At 71.4% G+C, this 24,867-nt stretch carries 23 protein-coding genes and 1 pseudogene; 18 read left to right on the forward strand and 6 right to left on the reverse strand.

Annotated elements, in window-relative coordinates; genetic code table 11:
* Positions 1–71 precede the first annotated feature (71 nt).
* Positions 72–782 carry a demethylmenaquinone methyltransferase gene (locus tag ABGB06_RS35700; RefSeq protein ID WP_347598486.1) on the forward strand — a complete coding sequence of 237 codons (711 nt, stop codon included), beginning with the start codon at positions 72–74 and terminating at the stop codon, positions 780–782.
* A gap of 95 nt (positions 783–877) precedes the next feature.
* Complete coding sequence (locus ABGB06_RS35705) at positions 878–2,176, forward strand: geranylgeranyl reductase family protein (protein WP_347598634.1); 1,299 nt, start codon at positions 878–880, stop codon at positions 2,174–2,176.
* Between the two features lie 46 nt (positions 2,177–2,222).
* Here ABGB06_RS35705 and ABGB06_RS35710 read toward each other — a convergent pair whose 3' ends face one another.
* The 3 genes from ABGB06_RS35710 to ABGB06_RS35720 all read right to left on the reverse strand — a co-directional run bounded on the left by ABGB06_RS35710 (position 2,223) and on the right by ABGB06_RS35720 (position 4,788).
* Positions 2,223–3,059 carry a hypothetical protein gene (locus tag ABGB06_RS35710; RefSeq protein WP_347598489.1) on the reverse strand — a complete coding sequence of 279 codons (837 nt, stop codon included), beginning with the start codon at positions 3,057–3,059 and terminating at the stop codon, positions 2,223–2,225.
* A gap of 29 nt (positions 3,060–3,088) precedes the next feature.
* The gene (locus tag ABGB06_RS35715; RefSeq protein ID WP_347598492.1) at positions 3,089–3,859 is read right to left on the reverse strand and encodes a hypothetical protein; all 771 of its coding nucleotides are present in this window, start codon (positions 3,857–3,859) and stop codon (positions 3,089–3,091) included.
* A 263-nt stretch (positions 3,860–4,122) separates the two neighbouring features.
* Positions 4,123–4,788: a hypothetical protein gene (locus tag ABGB06_RS35720; protein ID WP_347598495.1), complete on the reverse strand. Its 666-nt coding sequence runs from the start codon at positions 4,786–4,788 to the stop codon at positions 4,123–4,125.
* Between the two features lie 378 nt (positions 4,789–5,166).
* Here ABGB06_RS35720 and ABGB06_RS35725 point away from each other — a divergent pair, with 378 nt between their 5' ends.
* A complete protein-coding gene (locus tag ABGB06_RS35725) occupies positions 5,167–5,406 on the forward strand; it encodes a hypothetical protein (protein ID WP_347598497.1) in 240 nt (79 codons plus the stop codon).
* Positions 5,407–5,433: 27 nt separating this feature from the next.
* On the opposite strand, the gene ABGB06_RS35730 is transcribed toward ABGB06_RS35725, so the two are convergent.
* The 3 genes and pseudogenes from ABGB06_RS35730 to ABGB06_RS35740 form a co-directional block, all read right to left on the reverse strand.
* Positions 5,434–6,111 (reverse strand): DUF4241 domain-containing protein, encoded by a 678-nt coding sequence (locus ABGB06_RS35730; RefSeq protein WP_347598500.1) that lies wholly within the window; start codon positions 6,109–6,111, stop codon positions 5,434–5,436.
* Positions 6,112–6,211: 100 nt separating this feature from the next.
* Positions 6,212–7,036: a C40 family peptidase gene (locus ABGB06_RS35735; protein ID WP_347598503.1), complete on the reverse strand. Its 825-nt coding sequence runs from the start codon at positions 7,034–7,036 to the stop codon at positions 6,212–6,214.
* A gap of 299 nt (positions 7,037–7,335) precedes the next feature.
* Positions 7,336–7,695 (reverse strand): annotated as a pseudogene (locus ABGB06_RS35740) (TSUP family transporter); the annotation flags it as partial.
* A 312-nt stretch (positions 7,696–8,007) separates the two neighbouring features.
* Here ABGB06_RS35740 and ABGB06_RS35745 point away from each other — a divergent pair.
* From ABGB06_RS35745 to nuoN, 15 genes are all read left to right on the forward strand, one after another.
* Positions 8,008–8,367 (forward strand): NADH-quinone oxidoreductase subunit A, encoded by a 360-nt coding sequence (locus tag ABGB06_RS35745; protein WP_347598506.1) that lies wholly within the window; start codon positions 8,008–8,010, stop codon positions 8,365–8,367.
* Positions 8,368–8,392: 25 nt separating this feature from the next.
* Positions 8,393–8,947 carry an NADH-quinone oxidoreductase subunit B family protein gene (locus ABGB06_RS35750; protein ID WP_347598508.1) on the forward strand — a complete coding sequence of 185 codons (555 nt, stop codon included), beginning with the start codon at positions 8,393–8,395 and terminating at the stop codon, positions 8,945–8,947.
* On the forward strand, positions 8,944–9,168 hold the full coding sequence (locus tag ABGB06_RS35755; RefSeq protein WP_347598510.1) for a hypothetical protein: 225 nt from the start codon (positions 8,944–8,946) through the stop codon (positions 9,166–9,168). The genes ABGB06_RS35750 and ABGB06_RS35755 overlap by 4 nt, the downstream gene beginning before the upstream one ends.
* Before the next feature lie 313 nt (positions 9,169–9,481).
* A complete protein-coding gene (locus tag ABGB06_RS35760) occupies positions 9,482–10,255 on the forward strand; it encodes an NADH-quinone oxidoreductase subunit C (RefSeq protein ID WP_347598512.1) in 774 nt (257 codons plus the stop codon).
* A complete protein-coding gene (locus ABGB06_RS35765; protein WP_347598515.1) occupies positions 10,255–11,601 on the forward strand; it encodes an NADH-quinone oxidoreductase subunit D in 1,347 nt (448 codons plus the stop codon). Before ABGB06_RS35760 ends, ABGB06_RS35765 begins: the two co-directional genes overlap by 1 nt.
* Positions 11,598–12,491 (forward strand): NADH-quinone oxidoreductase subunit NuoE, encoded by an 894-nt coding sequence (nuoE, locus tag ABGB06_RS35770; RefSeq protein ID WP_347598518.1) that lies wholly within the window; start codon positions 11,598–11,600, stop codon positions 12,489–12,491. Before ABGB06_RS35765 ends, nuoE begins: the two co-directional genes overlap by 4 nt.
* A gap of 4 nt (positions 12,492–12,495) precedes the next feature.
* Positions 12,496–13,857: an NADH-quinone oxidoreductase subunit NuoF gene (nuoF, locus tag ABGB06_RS35775; RefSeq protein WP_347598521.1), complete on the forward strand. Its 1,362-nt coding sequence runs from the start codon at positions 12,496–12,498 to the stop codon at positions 13,855–13,857.
* Complete coding sequence (locus ABGB06_RS35780; protein WP_347598524.1) at positions 13,854–16,391, forward strand: NADH-quinone oxidoreductase subunit G; 2,538 nt, start codon at positions 13,854–13,856, stop codon at positions 16,389–16,391. The genes nuoF and ABGB06_RS35780 overlap by 4 nt, the downstream gene beginning before the upstream one ends.
* Entirely contained in the window at positions 16,391–17,773 is a 1,383-nt protein-coding gene (gene nuoH / locus ABGB06_RS35785; RefSeq protein ID WP_347598637.1) for an NADH-quinone oxidoreductase subunit NuoH, read from the forward strand. Before ABGB06_RS35780 ends, nuoH begins: the two co-directional genes overlap by 1 nt.
* Positions 17,766–18,509 carry an NADH-quinone oxidoreductase subunit NuoI gene (nuoI, locus tag ABGB06_RS35790; protein ID WP_347598527.1) on the forward strand — a complete coding sequence of 248 codons (744 nt, stop codon included), beginning with the start codon at positions 17,766–17,768 and terminating at the stop codon, positions 18,507–18,509. Before nuoH ends, nuoI begins: the two co-directional genes overlap by 8 nt.
* Positions 18,506–19,405 carry an NADH-quinone oxidoreductase subunit J gene (locus ABGB06_RS35795; RefSeq protein WP_347598530.1) on the forward strand — a complete coding sequence of 300 codons (900 nt, stop codon included), beginning with the start codon at positions 18,506–18,508 and terminating at the stop codon, positions 19,403–19,405. The genes nuoI and ABGB06_RS35795 overlap by 4 nt, the downstream gene beginning before the upstream one ends.
* Complete coding sequence (gene nuoK / locus ABGB06_RS35800) at positions 19,402–19,701, forward strand: NADH-quinone oxidoreductase subunit NuoK (protein WP_347598533.1); 300 nt, start codon at positions 19,402–19,404, stop codon at positions 19,699–19,701. Before ABGB06_RS35795 ends, nuoK begins: the two co-directional genes overlap by 4 nt.
* A 13-nt stretch (positions 19,702–19,714) precedes the next feature.
* Positions 19,715–21,610: an NADH-quinone oxidoreductase subunit L gene (gene nuoL / locus ABGB06_RS35805; protein WP_347598536.1), complete on the forward strand. Its 1,896-nt coding sequence runs from the start codon at positions 19,715–19,717 to the stop codon at positions 21,608–21,610.
* 1 nt (position 21,611) lies between these two features.
* A complete protein-coding gene (locus ABGB06_RS35810) occupies positions 21,612–23,225 on the forward strand; it encodes an NADH-quinone oxidoreductase subunit M (RefSeq protein WP_347598539.1) in 1,614 nt (537 codons plus the stop codon).
* Positions 23,222–24,826 (forward strand): NADH-quinone oxidoreductase subunit NuoN, encoded by a 1,605-nt coding sequence (gene nuoN, locus ABGB06_RS35815; RefSeq protein ID WP_347598541.1) that lies wholly within the window; start codon positions 23,222–23,224, stop codon positions 24,824–24,826. Before ABGB06_RS35810 ends, nuoN begins: the two co-directional genes overlap by 4 nt.
* Positions 24,827–24,867 lie beyond the last annotated feature (41 nt).

A 24,867-nucleotide genomic window follows, 5' to 3' on the forward strand; every position in this document is an offset into this window, starting at 1 on the left:
CCAAGTCATCCGAACGGAGCAGCGGGACGGCGGCGTATTGCCGTGTCGGACCATCCGCGAGAATGAGGCGCGTGACCCGAGCGAGTTTGGCGAAGCAGCCCAGCGAGGTCCGCGCGATGTTCGACTCCGTCGCCGCGCGGTACGACCTCACCAACGACGTGCTGGCCCTCGGCCAGAACCGGCGCTGGCGCAAGGCCGTGGCCCGCGCCGTGGCCGCCCGGCCGGGGGAGCGGGTGCTGGACCTGGCCGCCGGCACCGGGACGTCCGCCGAGCCCTTCGCCGCCGCCGGTGCCTTCACGGTCCCCTGCGACTTCAGCCTCGGCATGCTGGCCGAGGGCAAACGCCGGGTGCCCTGGCTGCCGTTCACGGCCGGCGACGCCACCCGGCTGCCGTTCGCCGACGGCAGCTTCGACGCGGTGACCATCTCCTTCGGCCTGCGGAACGTTCAGGACACCGACGCCGCGCTGCGCGAGATGCTCCGCGTCACCCGGCCCGGCGGGCGGCTGGTGGTGTGTGAGTTCAGCCACCCCACCTGGGCGCCGTTCCGCACCGTCTACACCGAGTACCTGATGCGCGCCCTGCCGCCGGTCGCCCGGCGGGTGTCCAGCAGCCCGGACGCGTACGTCTACCTCGCCGAGTCCATCCGCGCCTGGCCGAACCAGCCGGGCCTGGCCGCCCGGATGTTGCGCGTGGGCTGGCGCCGCGTGGGCTGGCGCAACCTGTCCGGCGGCATCGTCGCGCTGCACCGAGGCGCCAAGGCCACCGGCCGACGCGCCCCGTAGACTCGGCGGACCGCCGTGGACCGTGGACCACACTGATGGGAGAGCCGACCGTGGCCGAGAACGGGGCCGAGAACGTGGCCGACAACGCCCAGCCGATGGCCGAGACCACCGCGTCCGAACACACCGCAGACGTCATCGTCGTCGGCGCCGGGCCGGCCGGGTCCACGGCCGCGTACCACCTCGCCCAGTCCGGGCTTGACGTCCTGCTGCTGGAGAAGAGCAGCTTCCCCCGCGAGAAGGTGTGCGGCGACGGCCTCACCCCGCGCGCCGTCAAGCAGTTGGTGGCCATGGGCATCGACGTGTCCGAGGAGGCCGGCTGGCTGCGGAACAAGGGCCTGCGGATCATCAGCGGCGGCCAGCGCCTGGAGCTCGACTGGCCGCAGCTGGCCTCGTATCCGGACTACGGCCTGGTCCGCAACCGCGACGACTTCGACGAGCAGCTCGCCCGGCAGGCCGAGAAGGCCGGCGCCCGGCTGCACGAGCTGTGCAACGTCACCGGGCCGGTGCGCGAGGAGCGCGGCGGCGAGGGCGGTGGCCGGATCGTGGGCGTGGCGGCCAAGTTGGGCGTGGAGAAGCGCCCGGTCACCTTCCGCGCCCCCGTGGTCGTCGCCGCCGACGGGAACTCCTCGCGGCTCTCGCTGGCCATGGGCCTGCACCGGGACGCCAAGCGCCCGATGGGCGTGGCCGTCCGCACGTACTTCACGACGCCGCGGCACGACGACGACTACCTGGAGTCCTGGCTGGAGCTGTGGGACCGGCGCGGCGGGCAGGAGCGCCTGCTGCCCGGCTACGGCTGGGTGTTCGGCATGGGCGACGGCACCTCCAACGTCGGCCTGGGCGTGCTCAACAGCTCGCCGGCCTTCCGCGACCTGGACTGGCGCGAGGTGCTGCGCACCTGGTGCGCGGGCATGCCCGAGGAGTGGGGCTTCACTCCGGACAACATGACGGGCCCGATCCGCGGCGCGGCGCTGCCGATGGCGTTCAACCGCAAGCCGCACTACGCCCGCGGGCTGCTGCTGATCGGTGACGCGGGCGGGCTGGTCAACCCGTTCAACGGCGAGGGCATCGCGTACGCCATGGAGTCGGGGCGGCTCGCCGCCGAGGTCATCGGCCAGGCCATGGCCCGGCAGAGCCCGGTCCAGCGGGAGCTGGCGCTGCGCGGCTACGCCAAGACCCTGCGGGACACCTACGGCGGCTACTACACCCTGGGCCGCGCGTTCGTCCGCCTCATCGGCAACCCCCGGGTGATGCGGATCGCCGCCGAACGCGGCCTGAGCCACCCGGTGCTGATGCGCTTCCTGCTGAAGCTCCTGGCGAACCTCACCGACCCCAACAGCGGCGACGCCGCCGACCGCGTCATCAACGGCCTCGCCAAGGTGACCCCCCGCTCCTGACCGGACGGGCACCGCGCCCGACTCCGGGCGCGGTGCACGACCCGCGTCAGGCGCGCCGGACCTGCAGGACGGCGACCCGCGCGTCGTGGCCGTCGACGTGCATCGGCACGACCCGGGTGTCCCGCAGCCGCAGCTCGGTGCCGTTGCTGCCGGGCACCCAGCCGATCTGGTCGATCCCGTTGGCGAACGCGCGCTTCTCGTGGTTGGGCAGCAGCAGCGGCATCGGGCTGCGGTTCACGTCGCCGGTCCAGATCACCGGGTAGCCGCGCGAGCGCCAGTGCCCGAGCACGTCGTCACGGTGCGACCTGAAGTGCTCCTGCCACCTGTCCTTGCGCCAGTCCTCGTGCGGATCGGTCTGCCCGTTCCACGCCCCCGCGACATAGTGGGTGTTGGCGAACACGAACCTCAACTGCGGGTCGTCGGCTCGGGCCAGCACGGCCTGGGTGATCACGCGGTGCGGCGACACGCCGGCCATGCCACCGTGGACGACGGTGACCCTGCGGTCGACGATGTCGTAGGCCCGGGGTATCGACATGGGCACGCGATGCGCCGAGTCGTCGTATTCGTAGACGTTGCGGAAGTTGCTGCCGAAATGCTCGTTGATCCAGCGCGGCTCCTGACCGTCGTCGTCCCCCTCGCCGATCTCCTGCCAGCCCACGAGCGGCTGGGCCGTCTGGCCGCCGATCGTCACCCCGTGGCGGACGTCGCGGATGGCCCGTTCCCGCTGCCCCAGGTTCTCGCGCCCGATGTTGGCGGTGACGACCACGAGATCCGTCCAGTCGGTGGCCGCGCCGGCGCCACGGGCGGCGGCCAGCGCCCCGGCGGTCCCCAGAAGCGATCCTCCTCCGAGTGCCAGCGCGCGTCGTCTGCTGATCGATGCCATGGGATGCCGTCCCTCCGTGTCCGGTCCGCTCAGCGGACGATCGCCTGGACCTCGTCGACCGTGATCTCCTGCGTCGTCTCGAACACGCCGTCGGGCAGGTCCCCGCCGGTGCCGCCGGAGCCCTCCCAACTCACCTCCCAGGTGAGGCTCGCGGTCAGCTCGTACGCGTCGGTGGCGTGGGTGGCGCGGAGGTAGGTGAGCCCGCAGGGCGGCGTCTCGTCCGCCCGGCCCTCCGTGTACGGCTCGCCGATGGTGCCGTCGTCGTTGATCGCGCACTCGCCGGACACCGGATGCAGTTCGGCGTCCTCGGTGCCGGCGCTAATGGTCAGCGAGACCGGCTCGGCCCGGGTGGTCGCCCACACGTCGTAGCCGTCGATCCGCGCCGTGACCTCGACGGGCTCGAACCGCGCGCCCTCCAACCAGACCCAGGTGGGCAGGTTCACCACCTGCTCGCCCTCCGGGTCCAGCTCGACCTCGGTGTCCGGCACGGTGATCCGCTCGTAGGCCAACTCGGCGAGCACGTCGGGCGTGGGAACGCCCGGGAGGTCCGGCGGGCTGTCGTCGAAGTCCACCCAGAACGTCGGCTCAGTGCAGGAGAGCGCCGCGTCGTAGTCTGTGGACTCCTCGTTGATCACGCTCCTCCACCACATGCCCTCGCCCTCCTTGGCCAGGTTGTGGTCCTCGTACTCGCTGTCCGGCCCGTACCGCTCCTCGTGCATCTGCACGGCCTCGCCCTTGCCGGAGTGCAGCGGCGAGTTGAGGTAGTCCTCCCACTCCGCCTTGAACTCCGAGGGAGTCAAGAGTGGTGCGTACCAGCACGGCGGCGGACTCCACGACGAGTCGGTACTCGTGAGCGCCCCCCCGCCACTCCCGTCACCACTGCCCCCGCTCGTGGTGAAGGTGATCCCGGCACTGGCGGTGATGTCCTGGCCGTCGGAGCCGCCGCCGGTGGACTCGCCGTCGTCGTCAGTGCCCCGGTTCGCCTGGGCCTGGGTGGTCGTCCCGATCAGCACCAGGCCAGCGAGTAAGAGGCCGCATCCGATTCTCGGGTACCGGTTTTCGATCAGCACGGCCCCTCCAACGTGCGCGAGTCGACCATGGTGGTCTGCCACACGCCCTGGTCGTTCTTCTCCAGCCTGGTGTTGTAGAAGAGATGGCCGGTGGCGTCCTCGTCGCCTCCCTCGTCACGAGGCTCCCCGGTCTCCCGATAGATACCCTCGATGTCCGTCTCATCGACGCAGTAGTTCACCGTCGCCTCGGTGGCGTTGCTGACGCTCACCTCACGGTCGTAGTACCTGACGGTTCCCTTCCAGCTGTAGCCGTTGGTGACGGCGGGCTCGATCCAATCCACGGCGGACTCGAGAGCCTGCCCGGTCGAGTAGAAGCCGAGGGCCGGACGGTTCATGTCTCCGCTGGTGAGAGCTTCGTCCAGGGACTCGATCCGGCGTTCGTGGTCGGCCAGGACCGCGAGTTCGACGGGGTCGTCGGTGTCGACCTCCTCGAAGACGTTGTTCACGTCGTCGGGCAGTTCGATCTCCGGGCGGTCGATGCCGTCGTCCTCGGAGGCGCTCGGGCTCGGCTCCGCCGACTCCTCGCCGCCGGCGTCCGTGTTCTCCTCGACGCCCTCGATCTCGTCCTCCGCGCCGTCGTCGCCCCCTCCACACGCGCTGAGCAGCAGGGCTGAGGCCGCGGCGACGGCGGCGATGCCAATCCTGATCCGGCCGGTCACGGGTACTCCGTATCGACAGAAGGTGAGCAAACAGACACAGACTAGGCCGGATGACTGGTCCACGCACCGGGAATCCGTGACCCCGGTCGGGAACCTTCACATCGGGGTGGCATAGCGGGTCGCTTCCTCCCGTTCGCGGTGGAAGCGCGGTATGCCGAGGTTCGGGCCGATGGGGCGATTGCTCGCTGTTTCTGGCCGAGGACAGGCGGGCTCGCCACCGCATTACGAGGGATGGTGGTGTGACTTGGTGGAGGAAGGTGCACGTCGCCACCTGAAAGGGAGTCCGGGGCGCTGTGGTGGGCTGACCAGGCTGGCTCCGTGCCGGTTCGCGTGCTTGTATCTGCGGCCTGACGACCAGCACGTTGAAGGGACAGTGTCTTGCGTAACGACCTTGAGACCCGTGAGATCGCGGACGACGAGCTCGACATGGTCGCCGGCGGGATGGTCGGCGACACCGTCACCATCAACGGTGGCCTGGCGGGTGCGCTGGTCACCGACGTCATCGGCACCGTGAACTCCACGGCGACCGGCGCCTACGTGCAGGGCGTCGTCGGTCAGGTGACCAGCCAGGTGGAGAGCGCCACCGGGCTGCACATCCACACCGGGGCCGGCATCTGAGCGGGCCCCGACGGGGGCGGGGTGGGGTCAGTCGGATCCCGGCGCCGGCAGCACCAGGAAGTCGGTGACGAAGCAGGCGACCTCGCCGGTGGCGTCGCGGCCTATCCAGGTGGGGTAGGCGCCGTCTCCCCAGCCGGAGGAGAAGGCGGCGAGTGACTGTCCGGAGGCCGGGTCCGTGGCGATGAACGGCACGGCGCTGTCTCCGGTGGACGCCATGGCGGACCAGAGCCATTCCGGCCGCTCGTCCAGCACGTAGGGGAAGGCGCGGTTGGCCGCCTCGTCCATGAAGCAGCCGAGGCCGGCGTCCACGCCGTACCCGAAGTAGTGGCCCTCCTTCAGTTCGGACGGGTCCTGGCCGCGCACCACCGCCATCTCCCAGGTGACCGGCGGGGTGTCCCGGGACGTCAGGCGGGCGGCGGCCACCCTGCGGTGCTCGGGCGCGTCCTCGCGGGACGACGAGTCCGCCTCGGCGAGGGTGACGACCGAGGCCGCGACCGGGTAGCTGCCGGGCGGCACGGTGACGGTGAAGGGTTCGAAGCCCTCGTCGCCGACGTACGACAGCGGGTCGCAGGCGATCAGCCGGCCGGTGTCGAGACGGAGGTCGCCGGCCGGCACCACCGAGACCGTGCCGGTCATTCCGCCGGCCATCGCGAAGGTGCGCCCCGGCGTGAAGAACGCGGTGTAGTCGGAGGGCTGGAGTGTCATGGGCCGCACCGTAGCCGCCGTCACCGACAGTCGACCCCGACTGTCGGTGACGGCGGCTGTGTTGTCTGCCTCGCGGGCTCGGACCGGCCCTCGGACGGGCTCAGAGGAGGCGGATGGCTCCGGTCGGGGGGTCCCAGTCGAGGGTGCGCTCGACGACGCCGGTCGAGGAGTTCTGGGCGCCGACGAAGGCGCCGTCCCCGACGTAGACGGCCACGTGGTACGCGCTGCCCGCGCCGCCCCAGTAGAGGATGTCGCCGGGCTGGAGCGCGTCGAGCGAGACCTGGGTGCCGGCGACGGACTGCTCGGCCGCGGTGCGCGGCAGCGAGACGCCGACTTGCGAGAACGCGGCCTGGGTCAGTCCTGAGCAGTCCCAGGAGTCCGGGCCCGTGCCGCCCGAGGCGTAGTAGTCGCCGAGCTGGGAGCGCACGAAGTCGACGACGGCTGCGGCGCCGGAGCCGGCGGGCGCCTCGGTGGCGAGGGACTGCGCCTCCTCCGCGGCGGCGGCCTCCTCGGCCGCCGCCTCCTCAGCCGCCTGGCGCCGGGCCTCCGCCTCGGCCGCCGCGGCGGCTCGCCGGGCCTCCCGCTCCTCGCGCTCGCGCCGCTCGGCCGCGGCCTCGCGGGCCTCACTGACGGCCTGCGCCACGGCCTGCTCGCGCTCGTGCGCGACCTCGGCCTCGCCGACGTAGGTGACGGTGGCCTCGGAGGCCCGGTGGGCGCTGTCGGCGAGCACCCGGTCGAACAGGGGACGTTCTGCGGTGGTCTCCACGGCGCTCGCCTGGTCGGCGGACGCCGGCGTGGTGCCGGTCACCGCGACCGTGCCCACGACGCCGGACAGCAGGCCGCCGCGGATCAGGGTGTTGGCGCGAGGCTGACGCGGTTTGCGATGCCTGCCTCGGGGACCGACTTGGTAACGAATTGGGGACATGGGACCCCTGGCTACCAGCAACGCCCGGTTGATCTCAATCGCTGTGGAATGCGCCACAGTCGCCGTGTACCCGCCAGGTTGGCGGGGTGAATGTCGGAAATGCCGCTTCGCTGGGAAGTTGATCTTTCGTGCCGGTGTGCGGCCGTGTCCTGCGTACTGTCCGGTTTGTCGGCCGACTCTCCGGTGCCTATCATTCGGCCGCCGTCCGTTCAATGTTGCCGGCTCGTTACCGAATCGCGCAGTGGCGTACATCACGCGCTCACCCACTCCGGCCCGCCCGTTCCGGCTCGTGCGCGGGGTCATCCGCCCCGCTGGTCGTAGCCCAGCCTGAGGGCCAGGGCGCAGACCGCCACGAGCAGGACGATCCGGACGAATCCGCTGCCCCGACGCAGCGCCATACGCGCTCCGGCCCATCCGCCGGCCATGTTGAACGCGGCGAGCGGCGGCGCCAGTCGCCAGAGCACGGTGCCGGCGGCGGAGAAGACGACGAGCGCGCCGAGGTTCGTGCCCACGTTCACGACCTTCGCGGTGCGCGCCGCGGTCAGCGGCGACAGCCGTTCCAGCGCGACCAGGCTGAGCGCCAGGAAGGTGCCCGTGCCCGGACCCACCAGGCCGTCGTAGAAGCCGATGCCGAGGCCGACGACGAGCAGCGCGGCCAGCGGCAGGCCCTCGCACCCGCCGACCGCGGCGTCCACCCTCCCTCCTAGCCCGCCAGCGGGCAGGAGGGGCCCATGGCCGCCGCGGCGGCGAGGCGGAGCGCGACCACTGTGGTCAGAGTTATGTCAGGCACCCAACAACGCTGGGTGGGCGAGATCACAAGCACGAAGAGGGACCCCCGTGTCGGACGTCACAGGCCCCGGGGCTTAGGATGCTGTCCAGCCTTGTGAACTGACTCACATAGCGATGATCTTGAAGAGTCTGATCTGATCGTCGCGCTGGTAGTCGTCGTCGACCGGAAGGAGCGAAGAGCGGTGAATGCCTACGTTCCCATCCTCGTGTTGGGTGCCATCGGCTTCCTCTTCGCCGTCGGCTCCGTGGTAGCCGCCGCCCTCATCGGCCCGAAGCGTTACAACCGGGCGAAGCTGGAGGCCTACGAGTGCGGCGTCGAGCCCACTCCGCAGCCGGCCGGCGGTGGCCGGTTCCCGGTGAAGTACTACCTCACGGCGATGCTGTTCATCGTCTTCGACATCGAGATCGTCTTCCTCTATCCCTGGGCGGTGCACTTCGACTCGCTGGGGATGTTCGGGCTGACGCAGATGCTCGTCTTCGTCGGCCTGATCGGTGTCGCGTACGCGTACGACTGGCGTCGGGGGGGCCTCGAATGGGACTGAGGGAACGGGTAAAGGAGATTCTCTGATGGGTATCGAAGAGAAGCTTCCCAGCGGATTTCTCCTCGATACGGTGGAGAACCTCGCCGGGCTGGCCCGAAAGTCGTCGGTGTTCCCCGCGACCTTCGGGCTCGCGTGCTGTGCGATCGAGATGATGACGACCGGGGCCGGGCGCTACGACCTGGCCCGTTTCGGCATGGAGGTCTTCCGCGGCTCGCCGCGGCAGGCGGACCTGATGATCGTGGCCGGGCGGGTCAGCCAGAAGATGGCCCCGGTGCTGCGCCAGGTCTACGACCAGATGCCGAATCCCAAGTGGGTCATCTCCATGGGCGTGTGCGCCTCCTCGGGCGGCATGTTCAACAACTACTCCATCGTGCAGGGCGTCGACCACGTCGTGCCCGTCGACATCTACCTCCCCGGCTGCCCGCCGCGGCCGGAAATGCTGATCGACGCGATCCTCAAGCTGCACGCCAAGATCCGCGAGGAGAAGCTCGGCATCAACCGCGAGCAGGCCGCCCGCGAGGCGGAGGAAGCCGCGATGAAGGCCCTGCCGACGATCGAGATGAAGGGGCTGCTCCGGTGAACTGCGGTTTCCCGCGGGGCGGCTTCCCGCCGGCACCGGCCCGGCCGGGCGCCGGCGGTTTCGCCGGTCCGGGCCTGGCCGGAGCGGCGGCGTTCGGCCCCGGCGGCCGCCACCGCACGCGCGGGGCGCTTCCCGCGACCGGCGACGTGTCGCTGCCGGCCCTGTGCCGGCTACGCGGCACGCCGTCCCGCCGCATCGGCGGCGCGGAGGAGCCATGGTGAGCGCGACACGAGCCGCTACCGCGGCGGTCAGCGCGGGCCACGTCGGGCTTTCCGCCCGCGGGCTGCCGGGCGGGCACCGGCCCGCTGGCGCGGGCTACGCACGGGCGCCGCGAGCCGGGCACCGGACCACCACGGCGGCAGTCAGCGCTGACCGGGTCGGGCGTCCGGCAGGTGGGCTGCCGGGCGGGCGCGAGGCCGTCGGGGCCAGCGCGGGCCACGCCGAGCGCGTCGGGCATCCGGCCCGTCCGCTTCCGGCCGGGCGCGGGCTCGGGCCTGCGGTGGCCAGTGCGGACCACAGCGAGTGCCCCGGGCGATGTCCGGCCGGCAAGGCAGAGGCGGTCGCGGAAGCGAAGGGAGTGACGCCGTGAGCGAGCAGGTGAACGGGAACACAAGCACAAGCGGGACGCCGGTCCCCCGGGACGGGTCGGGCGAGCCCATCGCGCGCCGCCGCGGCATGTTCGGGGCGAGCACCGGCGGCGACACCTCCGGGTACGGCGGGCTGCGCCGCACCGTGCGCATGCCGGGCGAGAGCTCCCGTCCGTACGGCGGGTACTTCGACGAGGTCGCCGACGAGCTGGAGGGCGCCCTGGAGGAGCAGGACGTCGATCCGGACGCGGCGATCGAGCGGATCGTGGTCGACCGCGGCGAGATGACCCTGCACATCGCCCGCGAGCACCTGCCCCGGGTGGCCCGCACCCTCCGCGACGACCCGGCGCTCCGGTTCGAGCTGTGCACCGGCGTGAGCGGCGTGCACAACCCGGCGGACACCGACCGGGAGCTGCACGCCGTCTACCATCTGCGCTCGCTGACCCACGGCCGGATGATCCGCCTGGAGGTCAGCGCGCCGGACAGCGATCCGCACGTGCCCTCGATCGTCGACGTGTACCCCACCAACGACTGGCACGAGCGGGAGACCTACGACTTCTTCGGCCTCATCTTCGACGGCCATCCGGCGCTGACCCGGATCATGATGCCGGACGACTGGCAGGGCTTCCCGCAGCGCAAGGACTACCCCCTCGGCGGCATCCCCGTCGAGTACAAGGGCGCGCAGATCCCGGCTCCCGACCAGCGGAGGTCGTACTCCTGATGTCCACCACACACCCCCAGGACGCCCCGCACGCCACCGCCGGGGCGCGGGAGACCACCGAGGGCACCGTCTACACCGTCACCGGCGGCGACTGGGACGAGGTCGCCCAGGCCGCGGCCGCGACCGACGACGAGCGGATCGTCGTCAACATGGGCCCGCAGCACCCGTCCACGCACGGCGTGCTGCGGCTCATCCTGGAGATCGACGGCGAGACCGTCACCGAGGCCCGCGCCGGCATCGGGTACCTGCACACCGGCATCGAGAAGAACCTCGAGTACCGGACGTGGACGCAGGGCACCACCTTCGTCACGCGCATGGACTACCTCACGCCCTTCTTCAACGAGGCGGCGTACTGCCTGGGCGTGGAGAAGCTGCTCGGCATCCTCGACGACGTGCCGGACCGGGCGAACGTCATAAGGGTCATGCTGATGGAGATCAACCGGATCTCCTCGCACCTGGTGGCCATCGCCACCGGCGGCATGGAGCTGGGCGCCACCACGGTGATGATCTACGGCTTCCGCGACCGCGAGCTGTGCCTGGACATCTTCGAGCTGATCACCGGCCTGCGGATGAACCACGCGTACATCCGCCCCGGCGGCCTCTCCCAGGACCTGCCGCCCGGCGCCCTGGACGCGCTGCGCGACTTCGTCAAGAAGATGTGGAAGAACCTGCCGGAGTACGACAAGCTGGCCACGACCAACCCGGTCTTCAAGGCCCGCCTGCAGGACGTCGGCTACCTCGACCTCGCCGGCTGCCTGGCGCTCGGCGCCACGGGGCCGATCCTTCGCTCCGCCGGCCTGCCGCACGACCTGCGCAAGTCCGATCCGTACTGCGGCTACGAGACCTACGACTTCGAGGTCCCGACCACCGACACCTGCGACTCCTACGGCCGCTTCCTGCTGCGGCTGGAGGAGATGCGGCAGTCGCTGCGCATCATCGAGCAGTGCATCGACCGCCTGGAGCCGGGGCCGGTCATGGTCGCGGACAAGAAGATCGCCTGGCCGGCGCAGCTCGCGCTCGGCCCGGACGGCCTGGGCAACTCGCTCGACCACATCAAGAACATCATGGGCACCTCCATGGAGGCCCTGATCCACCACTTCAAGCTGGTCACCGAGGGCTTCCGGGTCCCGGCGGGCCAGGCGTACACCGCCGTCGAGTCGCCCAAGGGCGAGCTCGGCGTGCACGTGGTCAGCGACGGTGGCACCCGGCCCTACCGGGTGCACTTCCGCGACCCCTCCTTCACCAACCTCCAGTCCATGGCGGCGATGTGCGAGGGCGGCATGGTCGCCGACGTCATCGTCGCGGTGGCGTCGATCGATCCCGTGATGGGAGGCGTTGACCGGTGACCAGCGTCAACGGCGGCAGGGGCAGCGGCGTGGACCTCGGCATGCCGCAGCCGCCCGCCCCCGAGTACCCGGCCGAGGTGCGCGAGCGGCTGGCGGCCGACGCGCGCGAGCTGATCGCCCGCTACCCCGACAGCCGCTCCGCGCTGCTGCCACTGCTGCACCTGGTGCAGTCGGAGGAGGGCTACGTCACCCGCACCGGCATGGCGTTCTGCGCCGACATGCTCGGGCTGACCACCGCCGAGGTGACCGCCGTCGCCACCTTCTACTCGATGTACCGGCGCAAGCCGTCCGGCGACTACCAGGTCGGGGTGTGCACCAACACGCTCTGCGCGGTGCTCGGCGGCGACGCGATCTTCGAGGAGCTGCAGCAGCACCTCGGCGTCGGCAACGGGGAGACCACCGAGGACGGCACGGTCACCCTGGAGCACATCGAGTGCAACGCGGCCTGCGACTTCGCGCCCGTGCTCATGATCAACTGGGAGTTCTTCGACAACCAGACGCCCGAGTCGGCCAAGCGCCTGGTCGACGACCTGCGCGCCGGCCGCACGGTCACCCCGACCCGCGGCGCCCCGCTCTGCGACTTCCGGAAGACCTCCCGGATCCTGGCCGGGTTCCCCGACGAGCGCCCGGACGCCGTCGCCGCCTCGGGCAGCGCCGGCCCCGCCTCGTTGGCCGGCCTGCGGCTCGCCAAGGGCGAGACCGGACCCGACCGGGTGGCCGCCCGACCCGGCACCGAGGGCACCCGGCGGCCCGTCAGCGAACCCGGCGAGCCGGGCGAGCCCGGCGACCGCCCGCCGGCGACGCACCCCAGCTCCCATGACGCCCCGCAGCCGAGCTCGGCGTCCGACCCGAAGCACCCCTCCGGGCCGGTCACCGAGGAGGGTGAGTGAAGCCGTGACCGACGACAAGCGCGCCGAGACCAGCCCGGAGAAGCTGCTCGCGCCCGTGCTCTCCGAGTTCTGGGACGAACCGGAGTCCTGGACCCTGGACGTCTACCGGGCGCACCGCGGCTACCGCGGCCTGACCAAGGCGCTGGCCATGCCCCCGGACGACGTCATCGCCTACGTCAAGGAATCGGGCCTGCGCGGCCGCGGCGGCGCGGGCTTTCCCACGGGCATGAAGTGGCAGTTCATCCCGCAGGGCGACGACAAGCCGCACTACCTGGTGGTCAACGCGGACGAGTCGGAGCCGGGCACCTGCAAGGACATCCCGCTGCTCTTCGCCAACCCGCACTCCCTCATCGAGGGCATCATCATCGCCTGCCACGCGATCCGGTCCCACCACGCCTTCATCTACCTGCGGGGCGAGGTCGTGCCGGTGCTGCGACGGCTGCACGCGGCCGTCGCCGAGGCCTACGCCGCCGGCTACCTCGGCAAGGACGCGCTCGGCCCCGGCAAGGACCTCACCCTCACCGTGCACGCCGGCGCCGGCGCCTACATCTGCGGTGAGGAGACGGCGCTGCTCGACTCGCTGGAGGGCCGCCGCGGACAGCCCCGGCTGCGCCCGCCGTTCCCCGCCGTGGCCGGCCTCTACGCCAGCCCCACCGTGGTGAACAACGTGGAGTCCATCGCCTCGGTTCCCGCCATCATGGACCGGGGCAAGGAGTGGTTCCGCACCATGGGCAGCGAGAAGTCCCCCGGCTTCACGCTCTACTCGCTGTCCGGACACGTCGCCCAGCCCGGACAGTACGAGGCCCCGCTCGGCATCACGCTGCGCGAGCTGCTCGACATGAGCGGCGGCATGCGCCCCGGGCACCGGCTGAAGTTCTGGACCCCCGGCGGCTCGTCCACGCCGATGCTCACCGACGCCCACCTCGACGTCCCGCTGGACTACGAGGGCACGATGGGCGCCGGCTCGATGCTCGGCACCAAGGCGCTCCAGTGCTTCGACGAGACCACCTGCGTGGTCCGCGCGGTGACCCGGTGGACCGAGTTCTACGCGCACGAGTCCTGCGGCAAGTGCACCCCCTGCCGGGAGGGCACCTACTGGCTCGTCCAGCTGCTGCGGGACATCGAGGCCGGCAAGGCGCTGCTCAGCGACATCGACAAGATCGCCGACATCTCCGACAACGTGAACGGCAAGTCGTTCTGCGCACTCGGCGACGGCGCCGCCGCCTGCATCCTCTCGTCGCTCGACCACTTCCGCGCGGAGTACGAGCAGCACATCACCGAACGCGGCTGCCCGTTCGACCCGGCCCGCTCCACGCTCTGGGCCGACCACGGCACCAGCACGGCTCACCAGGAGGTGAACGCATGACGGTCACCACCGAGGCCACCACCGGAGGTGGACAGGCGGTGCCGCCCGAGGACCTGGTCACGCTGACCATCGACGGCATCGAGATCTCCGTGCCCAAGGGCACGCTGGTGATCCGCGCCGCCGAGCAGCTCGGCATCGAGGTCCCCCGGTTCTGCGACCACCCGCTGCTCGACCCGGTGGGCGCCTGCCGGCAGTGCATCGTGGAGGTCGAGGGCCAGCGCAAGCCCATGGCGTCCTGCACCATCACCTGCACCGACGGCATGGTCGTCCGCACCCAGCTGTCCTCCGCGGTGGCCGAGAAGGCGCAGCGCGGGGTGATGGAGCTGCTGCTCATCAACCACCCGCTGGACTGCCCGGTCTGCGACAAGGGCGGCGAGTGCCCGCTGCAGAACCAGGCGATGTCCCACGGCGACCCGGAGAGCCGGTTCGAGGGCCGCAAGCGCACCTTCGACAAGCCGGTGCCGATCTCCCGGCAGGTGCTGCTGGACCGCGAGCGCTGCGTGCTGTGCGCCCGCTGCACCCGCTTCTCGAACCAGATCGCCGGCGACCCGATGATCGAGCTGCTGGAGCGCGGGGCGCTGCAGCAGGTCGGCACCGGCGAGGGCGACCCGTTCGAGTCGTACTTCTCCGGCAACACCATCCAGATCTGCCCGGTCGGCGCCCTCACCTCGGCGGCCTACCGGTTCCGCTCCCGCCCCTTCGACCTGGTCTCCTCGCCCAGCGTCTGCGAGCACTGCGCGGGCGGCTGCGCCACCCGCACCGACCACCGGCGCGGCAAGGTGATGCGCCGGCTCGCCGCCGAGGACCCCGAGGTCAACGAGGAGTGGATCTGCGACAAGGGCCGCTTCGCGTTCCGCTACGCGCAGCTACCCGACCGGCTGACCACCCCGCTGGTGCGGAACGCCGAGACCGGCGAGCTGGAGCCGGCGAGCTGGCCGGAGGCGCTGACCGCCGCTGCCGAGGGCCTGAGCCGGGCGCGCGGCGCGAACGCGGGCGGCGCGGCGGTGCTCACGGGCGGCCGGCTCACCGTCGAGGACTCGTACGCGTACGCCAAGTTCGCCCGGGTCGCGCTCGGCACCAACGACATCGACTTCCGGGCCCGCGCGCACAGCGCGGAGGAGGCCGCGTTCCTCGCCTCGCACATCGCGGGCGGCGGCGTCGACCTGGACGGTGAGGGGCCGAACTACCGGGCCCTGGAGGCCGCGCCCGCCGTGCTGCTGGTGGGTCTGGAGTCCGAGGAGGAGGCGCCCGGCGTCTTCCTGCGGCTGCGCAAGGCGCACCGCAAGCGCGGCCTGCGGGTCTTCTCGCTGGCCACCCACACCACCCGGGGCCTGGCCAAGACCGGCGGCACGCTGCTGCCGGCCGCGCCCGGCACCGAGCCCGCCTGGCTGGAAGCCCTGGCCACCGGCGCCGGGCACACCGGACTGAACGCGGACGGCGAGGTCGCGGCCGAGGCGCTCCGGCAGGACGGCGCCTTGATCGTGGTCGGCGAGCGGCTGGCCGCCGTGGCCGGCGGGTACACCGCCGCCGTCGCCGCGGCCAACGCGACCGGTGCCCGGCTCGTCTGGATCCCGCGCCGGGCCGGCGAGCGCGGCGCGATCGAGACCGGCACGCTGCCCGGGCTGCTGCCCGGCGGCCGCCCGGCGAGCTCGACCCGCGCCCGGCAGGAGGTCGCCACCGCCTGGGGGCTGGCCACCCTGCCCGAGGGCGAGGGCCGCGACACCGGGCAGATCGTCGAGGCCGCGGCCGCCGGCGAACTGGCCGCCCTTGTGGTGGCCGGCGTCGAGGTGGCCGACCTGCCCGACCCGGCCCTGGCCCGCCGGGCGTTGGACGCGGTCGCGGACCGCGGCTTCCTGCTCAGCCTGGAGCTGCGGCCCTCCGAGGTCACCGCGCGGGCCCACGTGGTGCTGCCGGTGGCCGCCGTGGTCGAGAAGGACGGCACCTTCCTGAACTGGGAGGGCCGCGCCCGGCCGTTCACCGCGGCCATAAAGCCGGACCAGATGACCCGCCGCCACGTGCGGTCCGACGCGGCCGCGCTGCACATGCTGGCCGACGCGATGGACGTCCACCTGGGCCTGCCCGACCTGCGCACGCTCCGCGCGGAGCTGGACGGGCTGGCCGAGTGGACCGGCGAACTGCCGCTCGGCCCGACGGCCCAGCCCGCCGAACTGTCCCGCCCGGACGCCGGCGAGGCGGTGCTCGCCGGGCACCGGCTGCTGCTCGACCAGGGCGTCCTGCAGCAGGGCGACGAGGCGCTCGCGGGCACCCGGCACGCCGCCGTGGCCCGCGTCTCCGCGGCCACCGCCGCGGAGGCCGGGCTCAGCGACGGCGCCGAGATCGCCGTCACCGGGCCCGCCGGCACGGTGCGGCTGCCGCTCGCGGTCACCGGCGAGATGCCCGACCGGGTGGTCTGGCTCCCGCTGAACTCGGTCGGCGGCGGCGTGCCCCAGGATCTTGGCGCGCTGCCGGGCCAGCCGGTCCGCATCGAGCCGGCCGGCGCCGAGCCGGCCCGCACCGAGGAGGTCACAGCGTGATGCTCGCGCAGGATCCTGACCTGTCGATGTTCGGTCAGGACCCCTTCTGGCTCATCCTGCTCAAGGCGGTGTTCTGCTTCGCGTTCCTGATGGTGTGCGTGCTGATCTCCATCGTCATGGAGCGCAAGGTGCTGGGCTGGATGCAGCTCCGCATCGGCCCCAACCGGCACGGCCCCTGGGGCATGCTCCAGTCGCTCGCCGACGGCGTCAAGCTGATGCTGAAGGAGGACATCACCGTCAAGGCCGCCGACAAGCCGGTCTACATCCTGGCGCCCATCCTGGCGGCCATCCCGGCCTTCATGGCGGTCGCGGTGATCCCCTTCGGGCCCGCGGACGACCCGGTCAGCATCTTCGGCACCGAGACCGTGCTCCAGGCGACCGACCTGCCGGTGGCGCTGCTGTACGTGCTGGCCACCTCGGCCATAGCGGTCTACGGCACGGTGCTCGCCGGCTGGTCGTCGAACTCCACGTACCCGCTGCTCGGCGGCGTGCGGGCCACGGCGCAGATCATCTCCTACGAGGTCGCGATGGGTCTGTCCTTCGCGGCCGTCTTCCTCTACTCGGGCTCGATGTCCTCCTCGGCCATCGTCGCCGAGCAGGAGGACCGGTGGTTCGTGATCCTGCTGCCGGTGTCGTTCCTGATCTACATGATCACGATGGTCGGCGAGGCGCACCGCCCGCCGTTCGACATGCCGGAGTCCGAGGGCGACCTGGTGGGCGGCTACCTGACCGAGTACTCCTCGATCAAGTTCGCCTTCTTCATGCTCTCCGAGTACATCCACACGGTCACCGTGTCCATGCTGATGGTCACCCTGTTCCTCGGCGGCTGGCGCGCCCCGGCGCCGCTCAGCTTCTGGGACGGCGCCAACTCCGGCTGGTGGCCGATGCTCTGGTTCACGATCAAGCTGACGATGGTGATCTTCTTCTTCATGTGGATCCGCGCCTCGCTGCCGCGGGTCCGCTACGACCAGCTGATGGTGCTGGGCTGGAAGGTGCTCATCCCGATCGCGCTGGTCTGGCTGATGCTGGTGGCCACCGTCCGCGGGATGCAGAACGAGGACTACAGCTTCCGCGACATCGTGCTCTACGTCAGCGCCGGCGTGCTGGTGCTGCTGTTGCTCTCCTTCGTCGTCGACGTCTTCCGGGACCGGGCCGAACAGGCCAAGGAGGACGCCGAGAAGGAGGCGGCGGCGGAGCAGCCGTTCGACCCGATGGCCGGTGGCTTCCCGGTGCCGCCGCTGCCCGGACAGACCCTGCCGCCGGTGCCGCGCCGGCCGTCCCGTGCCGACCGGCACCGGGAGCCCGCGGCGGCCGGAGTAGGGGCCAAGGCCGCCGGAAGCGCTGCCGAGACCGACGAGAAGGAGGAGGGCGACGGTGCCTGAGTTCCACAATCCGCTGGGCGGCTTCGGCGTGACCTTCCGCGCCATGTTCAAGCGGCGGCTCACCGAGCAGTACCCGGAGGAGAAGAAGCCCACCGCGCCTCGTTTCCACGGCCGGCACCAGCTCAACCGGCACCCGGACGGGCTGGAGAAGTGCATCGGCTGCGAGCTGTGCGCCTGGGCCTGTCCGGCCGACGCCATCTACGTGGAGGGCGCGGACAACACCGAGGAGGAGCGTTACTCCCCGGGCGAGCGCTACGGCCGCGTCTACCAGATCAACTACCTGCGCTGCATCCTGTGCGGCCTGTGTGTCGAGGCGTGCCCGACCCGGGCGCTGACCATGACCAACGAGTACGAGCTCGCCGACCGCAGCCGTGAGTCGCTCATCTTCACCAAGAAGGAGCTGCTCGCCGGTCTGGAGGACGGCATGGTCGAGGCGCCGCACGCGATGTACCCCGGCACCGACGAGCAGTCGTACTACCGGGGCGAGGTGACCGCGGCGGCGCCCGGCACGCCCCGCCAGACGCCGCACGGCGGGTCGACCGGCGAGGAGTTCCTCACCGACAAGGAGCCGGTCGACCACACCGACGCGCTGGCCGCCGCCGCCTCGCTGCGCGACCCGGCGGGCGCCGACCACGGCGCCGCACCGCAGGGCCGCCGGCAGGCACAGGGCAGCGACTCCGATCCCTCGGGCTCCACCGGCCCAGCCGGAGCGTCATCCCCGGAGGTGCGCGCATGAACGCGCTGGCGAACCTCGCCGCCGAGACCTCGACGTCCTCGGGGGAGGCCACGCAGTTCTGGATCCTGGGCCCGGTCGCCCTGCTCGGCGGGCTCGGCACGGTGCTGCTGCGCCGCGCCGTGCACTCGGCGCTGTGCCTGGCCGGGACCATGGTGATCCTGGCGATCTTCTACCTCGCCAACGGCGCCTACTTCCTCGGCATGGTGCAGATCGTCGTCTACACCGGCGCCGTGATGATGCTCTTCCTCTTCGTGCTGATGCTGGTCGGCGTCAGCAGCACCGAATCGTTGAAGGAGACGCTGAAGGGCCAGCGCTGGCTGGCCGCCGGCTGCGGCCTCGGCCTCGGCATCCTGCTGGTCGTCGGCATCGGCCAGGCGTCCGTCGGCTCCTTCACCGGCCTGTCCGAGGCCAACGCCGACGGGAACGTCGAGGGCCTCGCCTCGCTGCTGTTCACCCGCTACGTGGTGGCGTTCGAGGTGGTGGGCGTGCTGCTGACCATCGCCGCGGTGGGCGCCACGCTGCTCACCCACCGCGAGCGCATCGAACGCACCAAGTCCCAGCGCGAGCAGGCGCTGGAGCGGGTGCGCGCCGGCACCCAGGTGCCGCCGCTGCCCGCGCCCGGCGTCTACGCCCGGCACAACGGGGTGGACGTGCCGGGCCTGCTGCCCGACGGCACCCCGTCCGAGCTCACGGTCAACGAGACGCTGCGCCGCCGGGGCCAGATCCGCGAGGTGCACCGGGAGGCGCTGACCGAGGTCGCCGCGCTGGAGCGGCGCACCGCCCGGTACCACGGCCAGCCCGACACCACGGCGGAGCTGGAGGGCGGCCCCAAGAAGGGCATGCGGAACGACTCGGAGTCGGAGCGTGAGAACGAGGCCGAGGAGGCCCGCAAGTGAGCCCGGAGAACTACCTCTACCTGGCCGCCATGCTGTTCACCCTGGGCGCCTGCGGGGTGCTGCTGCGGCGGAGCGCGATCGTGGTGTTCATGTGCATCGAGCTGATGCTGAACGCCGCCAACCTGGCGCTGGTCACCTTCTCCCGCATGCACGGCAACCTGGACGGCCAGATCATGGCGTTCTTCGTGATGGTGGTGGCCGCCGCCGAGGTCGTGGTGGGCCTCTCGATCATCGTCATGCTGTACCGCTCCCGTCACTCGGCCTCGGTCGACGACGCCAGCCTGATGAAGCTGTAAGGGGAAGAGACCAGTGGAGTCACTGATCGGACTGCTGATCGCGCCGCCGCTGTTCGGCGCCGCCCTGCTGCTGGTCGGCGGGCGGCGCCTGGACCGCGTGGGGCACTGGATCGGCGTCGTCATGGCCGCCGCGTCGTTCGCCGTCGCGGCCGTGCTGTTCTTCGACATGCTGGACCGGGGCGGTGAGGAGCGCACCCTGAACCAGCACCTCTTCAGCTGGGTGCCGGTCGCCGACTTCCGGGCGGACGTGGGCTTCCACCTCGACCAGCTGTCGATGACCTTCGTGCTGCTGATCACCGGCGTGGGCAGCCTGATCCACCTCTACTCGGTCGGCTACATGGCGCACGACGAGCGCCGGCGCCGGTTCTTCGGGTACCTGAACCTCTTCCTCGCGGCCATGCTGCTGCTGGTGCTGGCCGACAACTTCCTGCTGCTGTACGTCGGCTGGGAGGGCGTGGGCCTCGCCTCGTACCTGCTGATCGGCTTCTGGCAGCACAAGCCCAGCGCGGCCACCGCGGCCAAGAAGGCGTTCATCGTCAACCGGGTCGGCGACGTCGGCCTGTCCATCGCGATCCTGCTGATGTTCACCACGTTCGGCAGCTTCGCGTTCGACGAGGTGCTGCCCAACGCGACCAGCACGAGCGAGGCCACGCTCACCGGCATCGGCCTGATGCTGCTGCTCGCCGCCTGCGGCAAGTCGGCCCAGGTGCCGCTGCAGTCCTGGCTCGGCGACGCGATGGAGGGCCCGACCCCGGTCTCCGCCCTGATCCACGCCGCCACCATGGTGACCGCGGGCGTGTACCTGATCACCCGGTCCGGCGCGATCTTCAACGCGGCGCCCGACGCGCAGACCGTCGTCGTCACCGTCGGCGCGGTCACGCTGCTGTTCGGTGCCATCGTCGGTTGCGCCAAGGACGACATCAAGAAGGCGCTGGCCGGCTCGACCATGTCGCAGATCGGCTACATGATGCTGGCCGCCGGGCTCGGCCCGATCGGCTACGTCTTCGCGATCATGCACCTGGTCACCCACGGCTTCTTCAAGGCCGGGCTGTTCCTCGGCGCCGGTTCGGTGATGCACGGCATGAACGACGAGGTCGACATGCGCCGCTACGGCGGCCTGCGGAAGCACATGCCGGTCACCTTCGCCACGTTCGGCCTCGCCTATCTGGCCATCATCGGCTTCCCCTACCTGTCGGGCTTCTTCTCCAAGGACGAGATCATCTACGCCGGGTTCGCCAAGGGCGACACCCAGGGCTGGGTGCTCGGCGGGGTGATGCTGCTGGGCGCGGCGCTGACCGCGTACTACATGACGCGGATCATGCTGCTGACGTTCTTCGGCGAGAAGCGCTGGCAGCCGGACGCGCACGGGCACGAGCCGCACCCGCACGAGTCGCCGGCCACCATGACCATCCCGATGATCATCCTGGCCTTCGGCTCGGTCGGCGCCGGCTTCCTGTTCGACCTGAACGAGTCCTTCGTGCACTGGCTGGAGCCGGTCACCGGGCTGGCGCACGGCCACTCGCCGGTCAGCCACGGCGAGGTCTCGATCGCCGCCACCGCGGTGATGGTGGTCGGCGTGGCCGGCGCCTGGTTCCAGTACGGGCGGCGCCCGGTGCCCGTGGTGGCGCCGGCGGGCCGCTTCCTCACCCGGGCCGCCCGGCGGGACCTGCTGCAGGACGACTTCAACCACGCGGCGCTGGTCACCCCGGGCAACTACCTGACCCGCGGCCTGGTCTACGTGGATCACAAGCTCGTCGACGGCGTGGTCAACGGCACCGCCGCCGCGTTCGGCGGGCTGTCCGGGCGGCTGCGGCGGGTCCAGAACGGATTCGCCCGCTCCTACGCGGTCTCGATGTTCGGCGGCGCGGCCGTGCTGATCGCCGCGACCCTGCTGATGAGGGCGGTCTGACATGTCGTTTCCCCTGCTGACGGCCACCGCGCTGGCCCCGGCCGTCGGCGCCGTGGTCACGGCCGCGGTGCCGGCCGCCCAGCGCACCGCCGCCAAGTGGCTGGCCCTGCTGTTCTCCCTGGTGACCGCGGGCCTGGCGGCCGTGGTGCTGGTGCGCTTCGACACCGGCGCCGGCGCCGACCGGTACCAGCTGACCGAGTCGCATCCCTGGATCGCGGACTTCGGGGTGCGCTACGAGCTGGGCGTGGACGGCATCGGCGTCGCCATGCTGGCGCTCGTCGCCGGCCTGATCCCGTTCCTCATCGGCGCCGGCTGGAACGACGCCGACCCCAAGGAGGAGGAGACCCCCGCGGACCGGCGCTGGCGGCCCACCCAGGGCTTCTTCGCGCTGATCCTCATGGTCGAGGCGATGGTCGTGATGTCCTTCGTGGCGACCGACGTCTTCCTCTTCTACATCTTCTTCGAGGCGATGCTGATCCCGCTCTACTTCCTCATCGGTGGCTTCGGCGACCGGGCGGGGGAGCAGGACGAGGAGGGGCAGGCCAGGCAGCGCTCCTACGCGGCCGTCAAGTTCCTGCTCTACAACCTGGTCGGCGGGCTGATCATGCTGGCCGCGGTCATCGGCCTGTACGTGGCCACCGCGGACCAGCTGGACGCCGGCACCTTCTCGCTCCAGGCCATCACCGAGGCGCGGGCGGCGGGCGAGCTCGACCTGGCGACCGGCACCGAACGCTGGCTGTTCCTCGGCTTCTTCGTGGCGTTCGCCATCAAGGCCCCGCTGTGGCCGGTGCACACCTGGCTGCCCAACGCCATGGGCGAGTCGACCGCCCCGGTGGCGGTGCTGATCACCGCCGTGGTGGACAAGGTCGGCACCTTCGCGATGCTCCGCTTCTGCCTCGGGCTGTTCCCCGAGGCCAGCGACTGGGCCACCCCCGTGGTCATCACGCTGGCGCTGGTGAGCATCGTCTACGGGGCGCTGCTGGCGATCGGCCAGCGGGACATGAAGCGGCTGATCGCGTACGCCTCGATCAGCCACTTCGGCTTCATCATCCTCGGCATCTTCGCGATGACCAGCCAGGGCCAGAGCGGCGCCACCCTCTACATGATCAACCACGGGGTGGCGACCGCGGCGCTGATGCTGGTCGCCGGGTTCCTGATCTCCCGGCGCGGCTCCCGGCTCATCGCCGACTACGGCGGTGTGCAGAAGTCCGCACCGGTGCTGGCCGGCACGTTCCTGGTGGGCGGCCTGGCGACGCTGTCGCTGCCGGGCACCGGGCCGTTCGTCAGCGAGTTCCTCGTGCTGGTGGGCACCTTCAGCCGCTACCACGTGGCCGGCATCATCGCCTGCACCGGAATAGTGCTGGCGGCGCTGTACGTGCTGATCCTCTACCAGCGCACGATGACCGGACCCGTGAAGGCGGGCCTGGAGAAGCTGCCCGACCTGCGGGTGCGGGAGCTCGTCGTGGTCGGGCCGCTGATCGCGCTGCTGATCTTCCTCGGCGTCTACCCCAAGCCGCTGACCGACGTCGTCAACCCGGCCGTTGACCACACCCTGTCCGACGTCGGCAAGACCGACCCCGAACCGCAGGTTCCTGAAGTGGAGGCCACCGAATGAATGGGGAACTCCAGGCCCCCGACATCGAGTGGGTCGCGCTCTCGCCGAGCCTGATCGTCTTCTGTGCGGGCATCATCGGCGTGCTGATCGAGGCGTTCGCGCCCCGCTCGACGAGGTACGCCGCGCAGGCGGTGCTGACCGGCCTGGCCATGGCCGGCGGCTTCGCCGCGGTGGTGGCCCTGGCCGCCAGCGGCCGCGCCACCACCGAGGCCGAGGTGGCCGGCATGGGCTCGCTGGCCGTGGACGGCCCCGCGCTCTTCCTGCAGGGCGTCATCCTGCTGGTGGGCCTGGTCTCCGTGCTCCTGTTCGCGGAACGCCGCCTGGAACCGGCGGCGCACGGCGCGGCGGTGGACTCGTTCGCGGCGCAGCCGGCGGCGGTGCCGGGCGGCGTGGCCGAGCGGGAGGCGGTGAAGGCCGGGTGGACCGCCACCGAGATCTTCCCGCTGCTGCTCTTCGCGGTCGGCGGCATGCTGCTCTTCCCCGCGGCCAACGACCTGCTGGTGCTGTTCATCGCCCTCGAGGTGCTGTCGCTCCCGCTGTACATGCTGTGCGCGTTGGCCCGCCGGCGGCGGCTGCTGTCGCAGGAGGCGGCGGTCAAGTACTTCCTGCTCGGCGCCTTCGCCTCGGCGTTCCTGCTGTTCGGCATCGCGCTGCTGTACGGCTACGCGGGCACGCTGTCGTACGCCGGCATCGCCGACGTGGTCAGCGGCGAGCCGGCGGCGTTGAACGCCGGCCTGGCCTCGACCATGGGCAACGACGCGCTGCTGCTGATCGGCGGCGCGATGGTGCTGATGGGCCTGCTGTTCAAGGTGGGCGCGGTGCCGTTCCACATGTGGACGCCGGACGTCTACCAGGGCGCGCCGACCCCGGTCACCGGCTTCATGGCGGCGGCCACCAAGGTCGCCGCGTTCGGCGCGATGCTGCGCCTGCTGTACGTGGTGCTGCCGGGCCTGCGCTGGGACTGGGAGCCGGTGCTGTGGGGCGTGGCCATCGCCTCGATGGTGGCCGGCGCGGTCATCGCGATCACGCAGACGGACGTGAAGCGGCTGCTGGCGTACTCCTCGATCGCGCACGCCGGGTTCATCCTGGCCGGTGTGGTGGCGATCAGCGAGGACGGCGTCTCCTCGGTGCTGTTCTACCTGGCGGCCTACTCCTTCGTCACGCTGGGCGCGTTCGCGGTGGTGACGCTGGTGCGGGACGCCGGGGGCGAGGCCACCCACCTGTCGAAGTGGGCCGGGCTCGGGCGCCGTTCGCCGCTGGTGGCGGCGGTCTTCGCGCTGTTCCTGCTGGCCTTCGCCGGCATCCCGCTGACGTCGGGCTTCGCCGGGAAGTTCGCGGTGTTCAAGGCGGCGGCGGACGCCGGCGCCATGGGCCTGGTCGTGGTCGGCGTGATCGCCTCGGCCATCGCCGCGTTCTTCTACGTCCGGGTCATCGTGCTGATGTTCTTCAGCGAGCCGAAGCCGGAGGGCCCCTCGGTGGTCATCCCGAGCCCGCTGACCACGATGGTGGTGGGCTTGGCGGTGGTCGTGACGCTGGTGCTGGGCGTGGCCCCGCAGTACTTCCTGGACCTGGCGGGCGACGCGGGGGTGTTCGTTCGCTGAGCCCCGCCGTCACGGACGCGAACGCCGGCCGGATCCCCTCG

The organism is Streptomyces sp. B6B3, assembly GCF_039871525.1.
Taxonomy (GTDB): domain Bacteria; phylum Actinomycetota; class Actinomycetes; order Streptomycetales; family Streptomycetaceae; genus Streptomyces.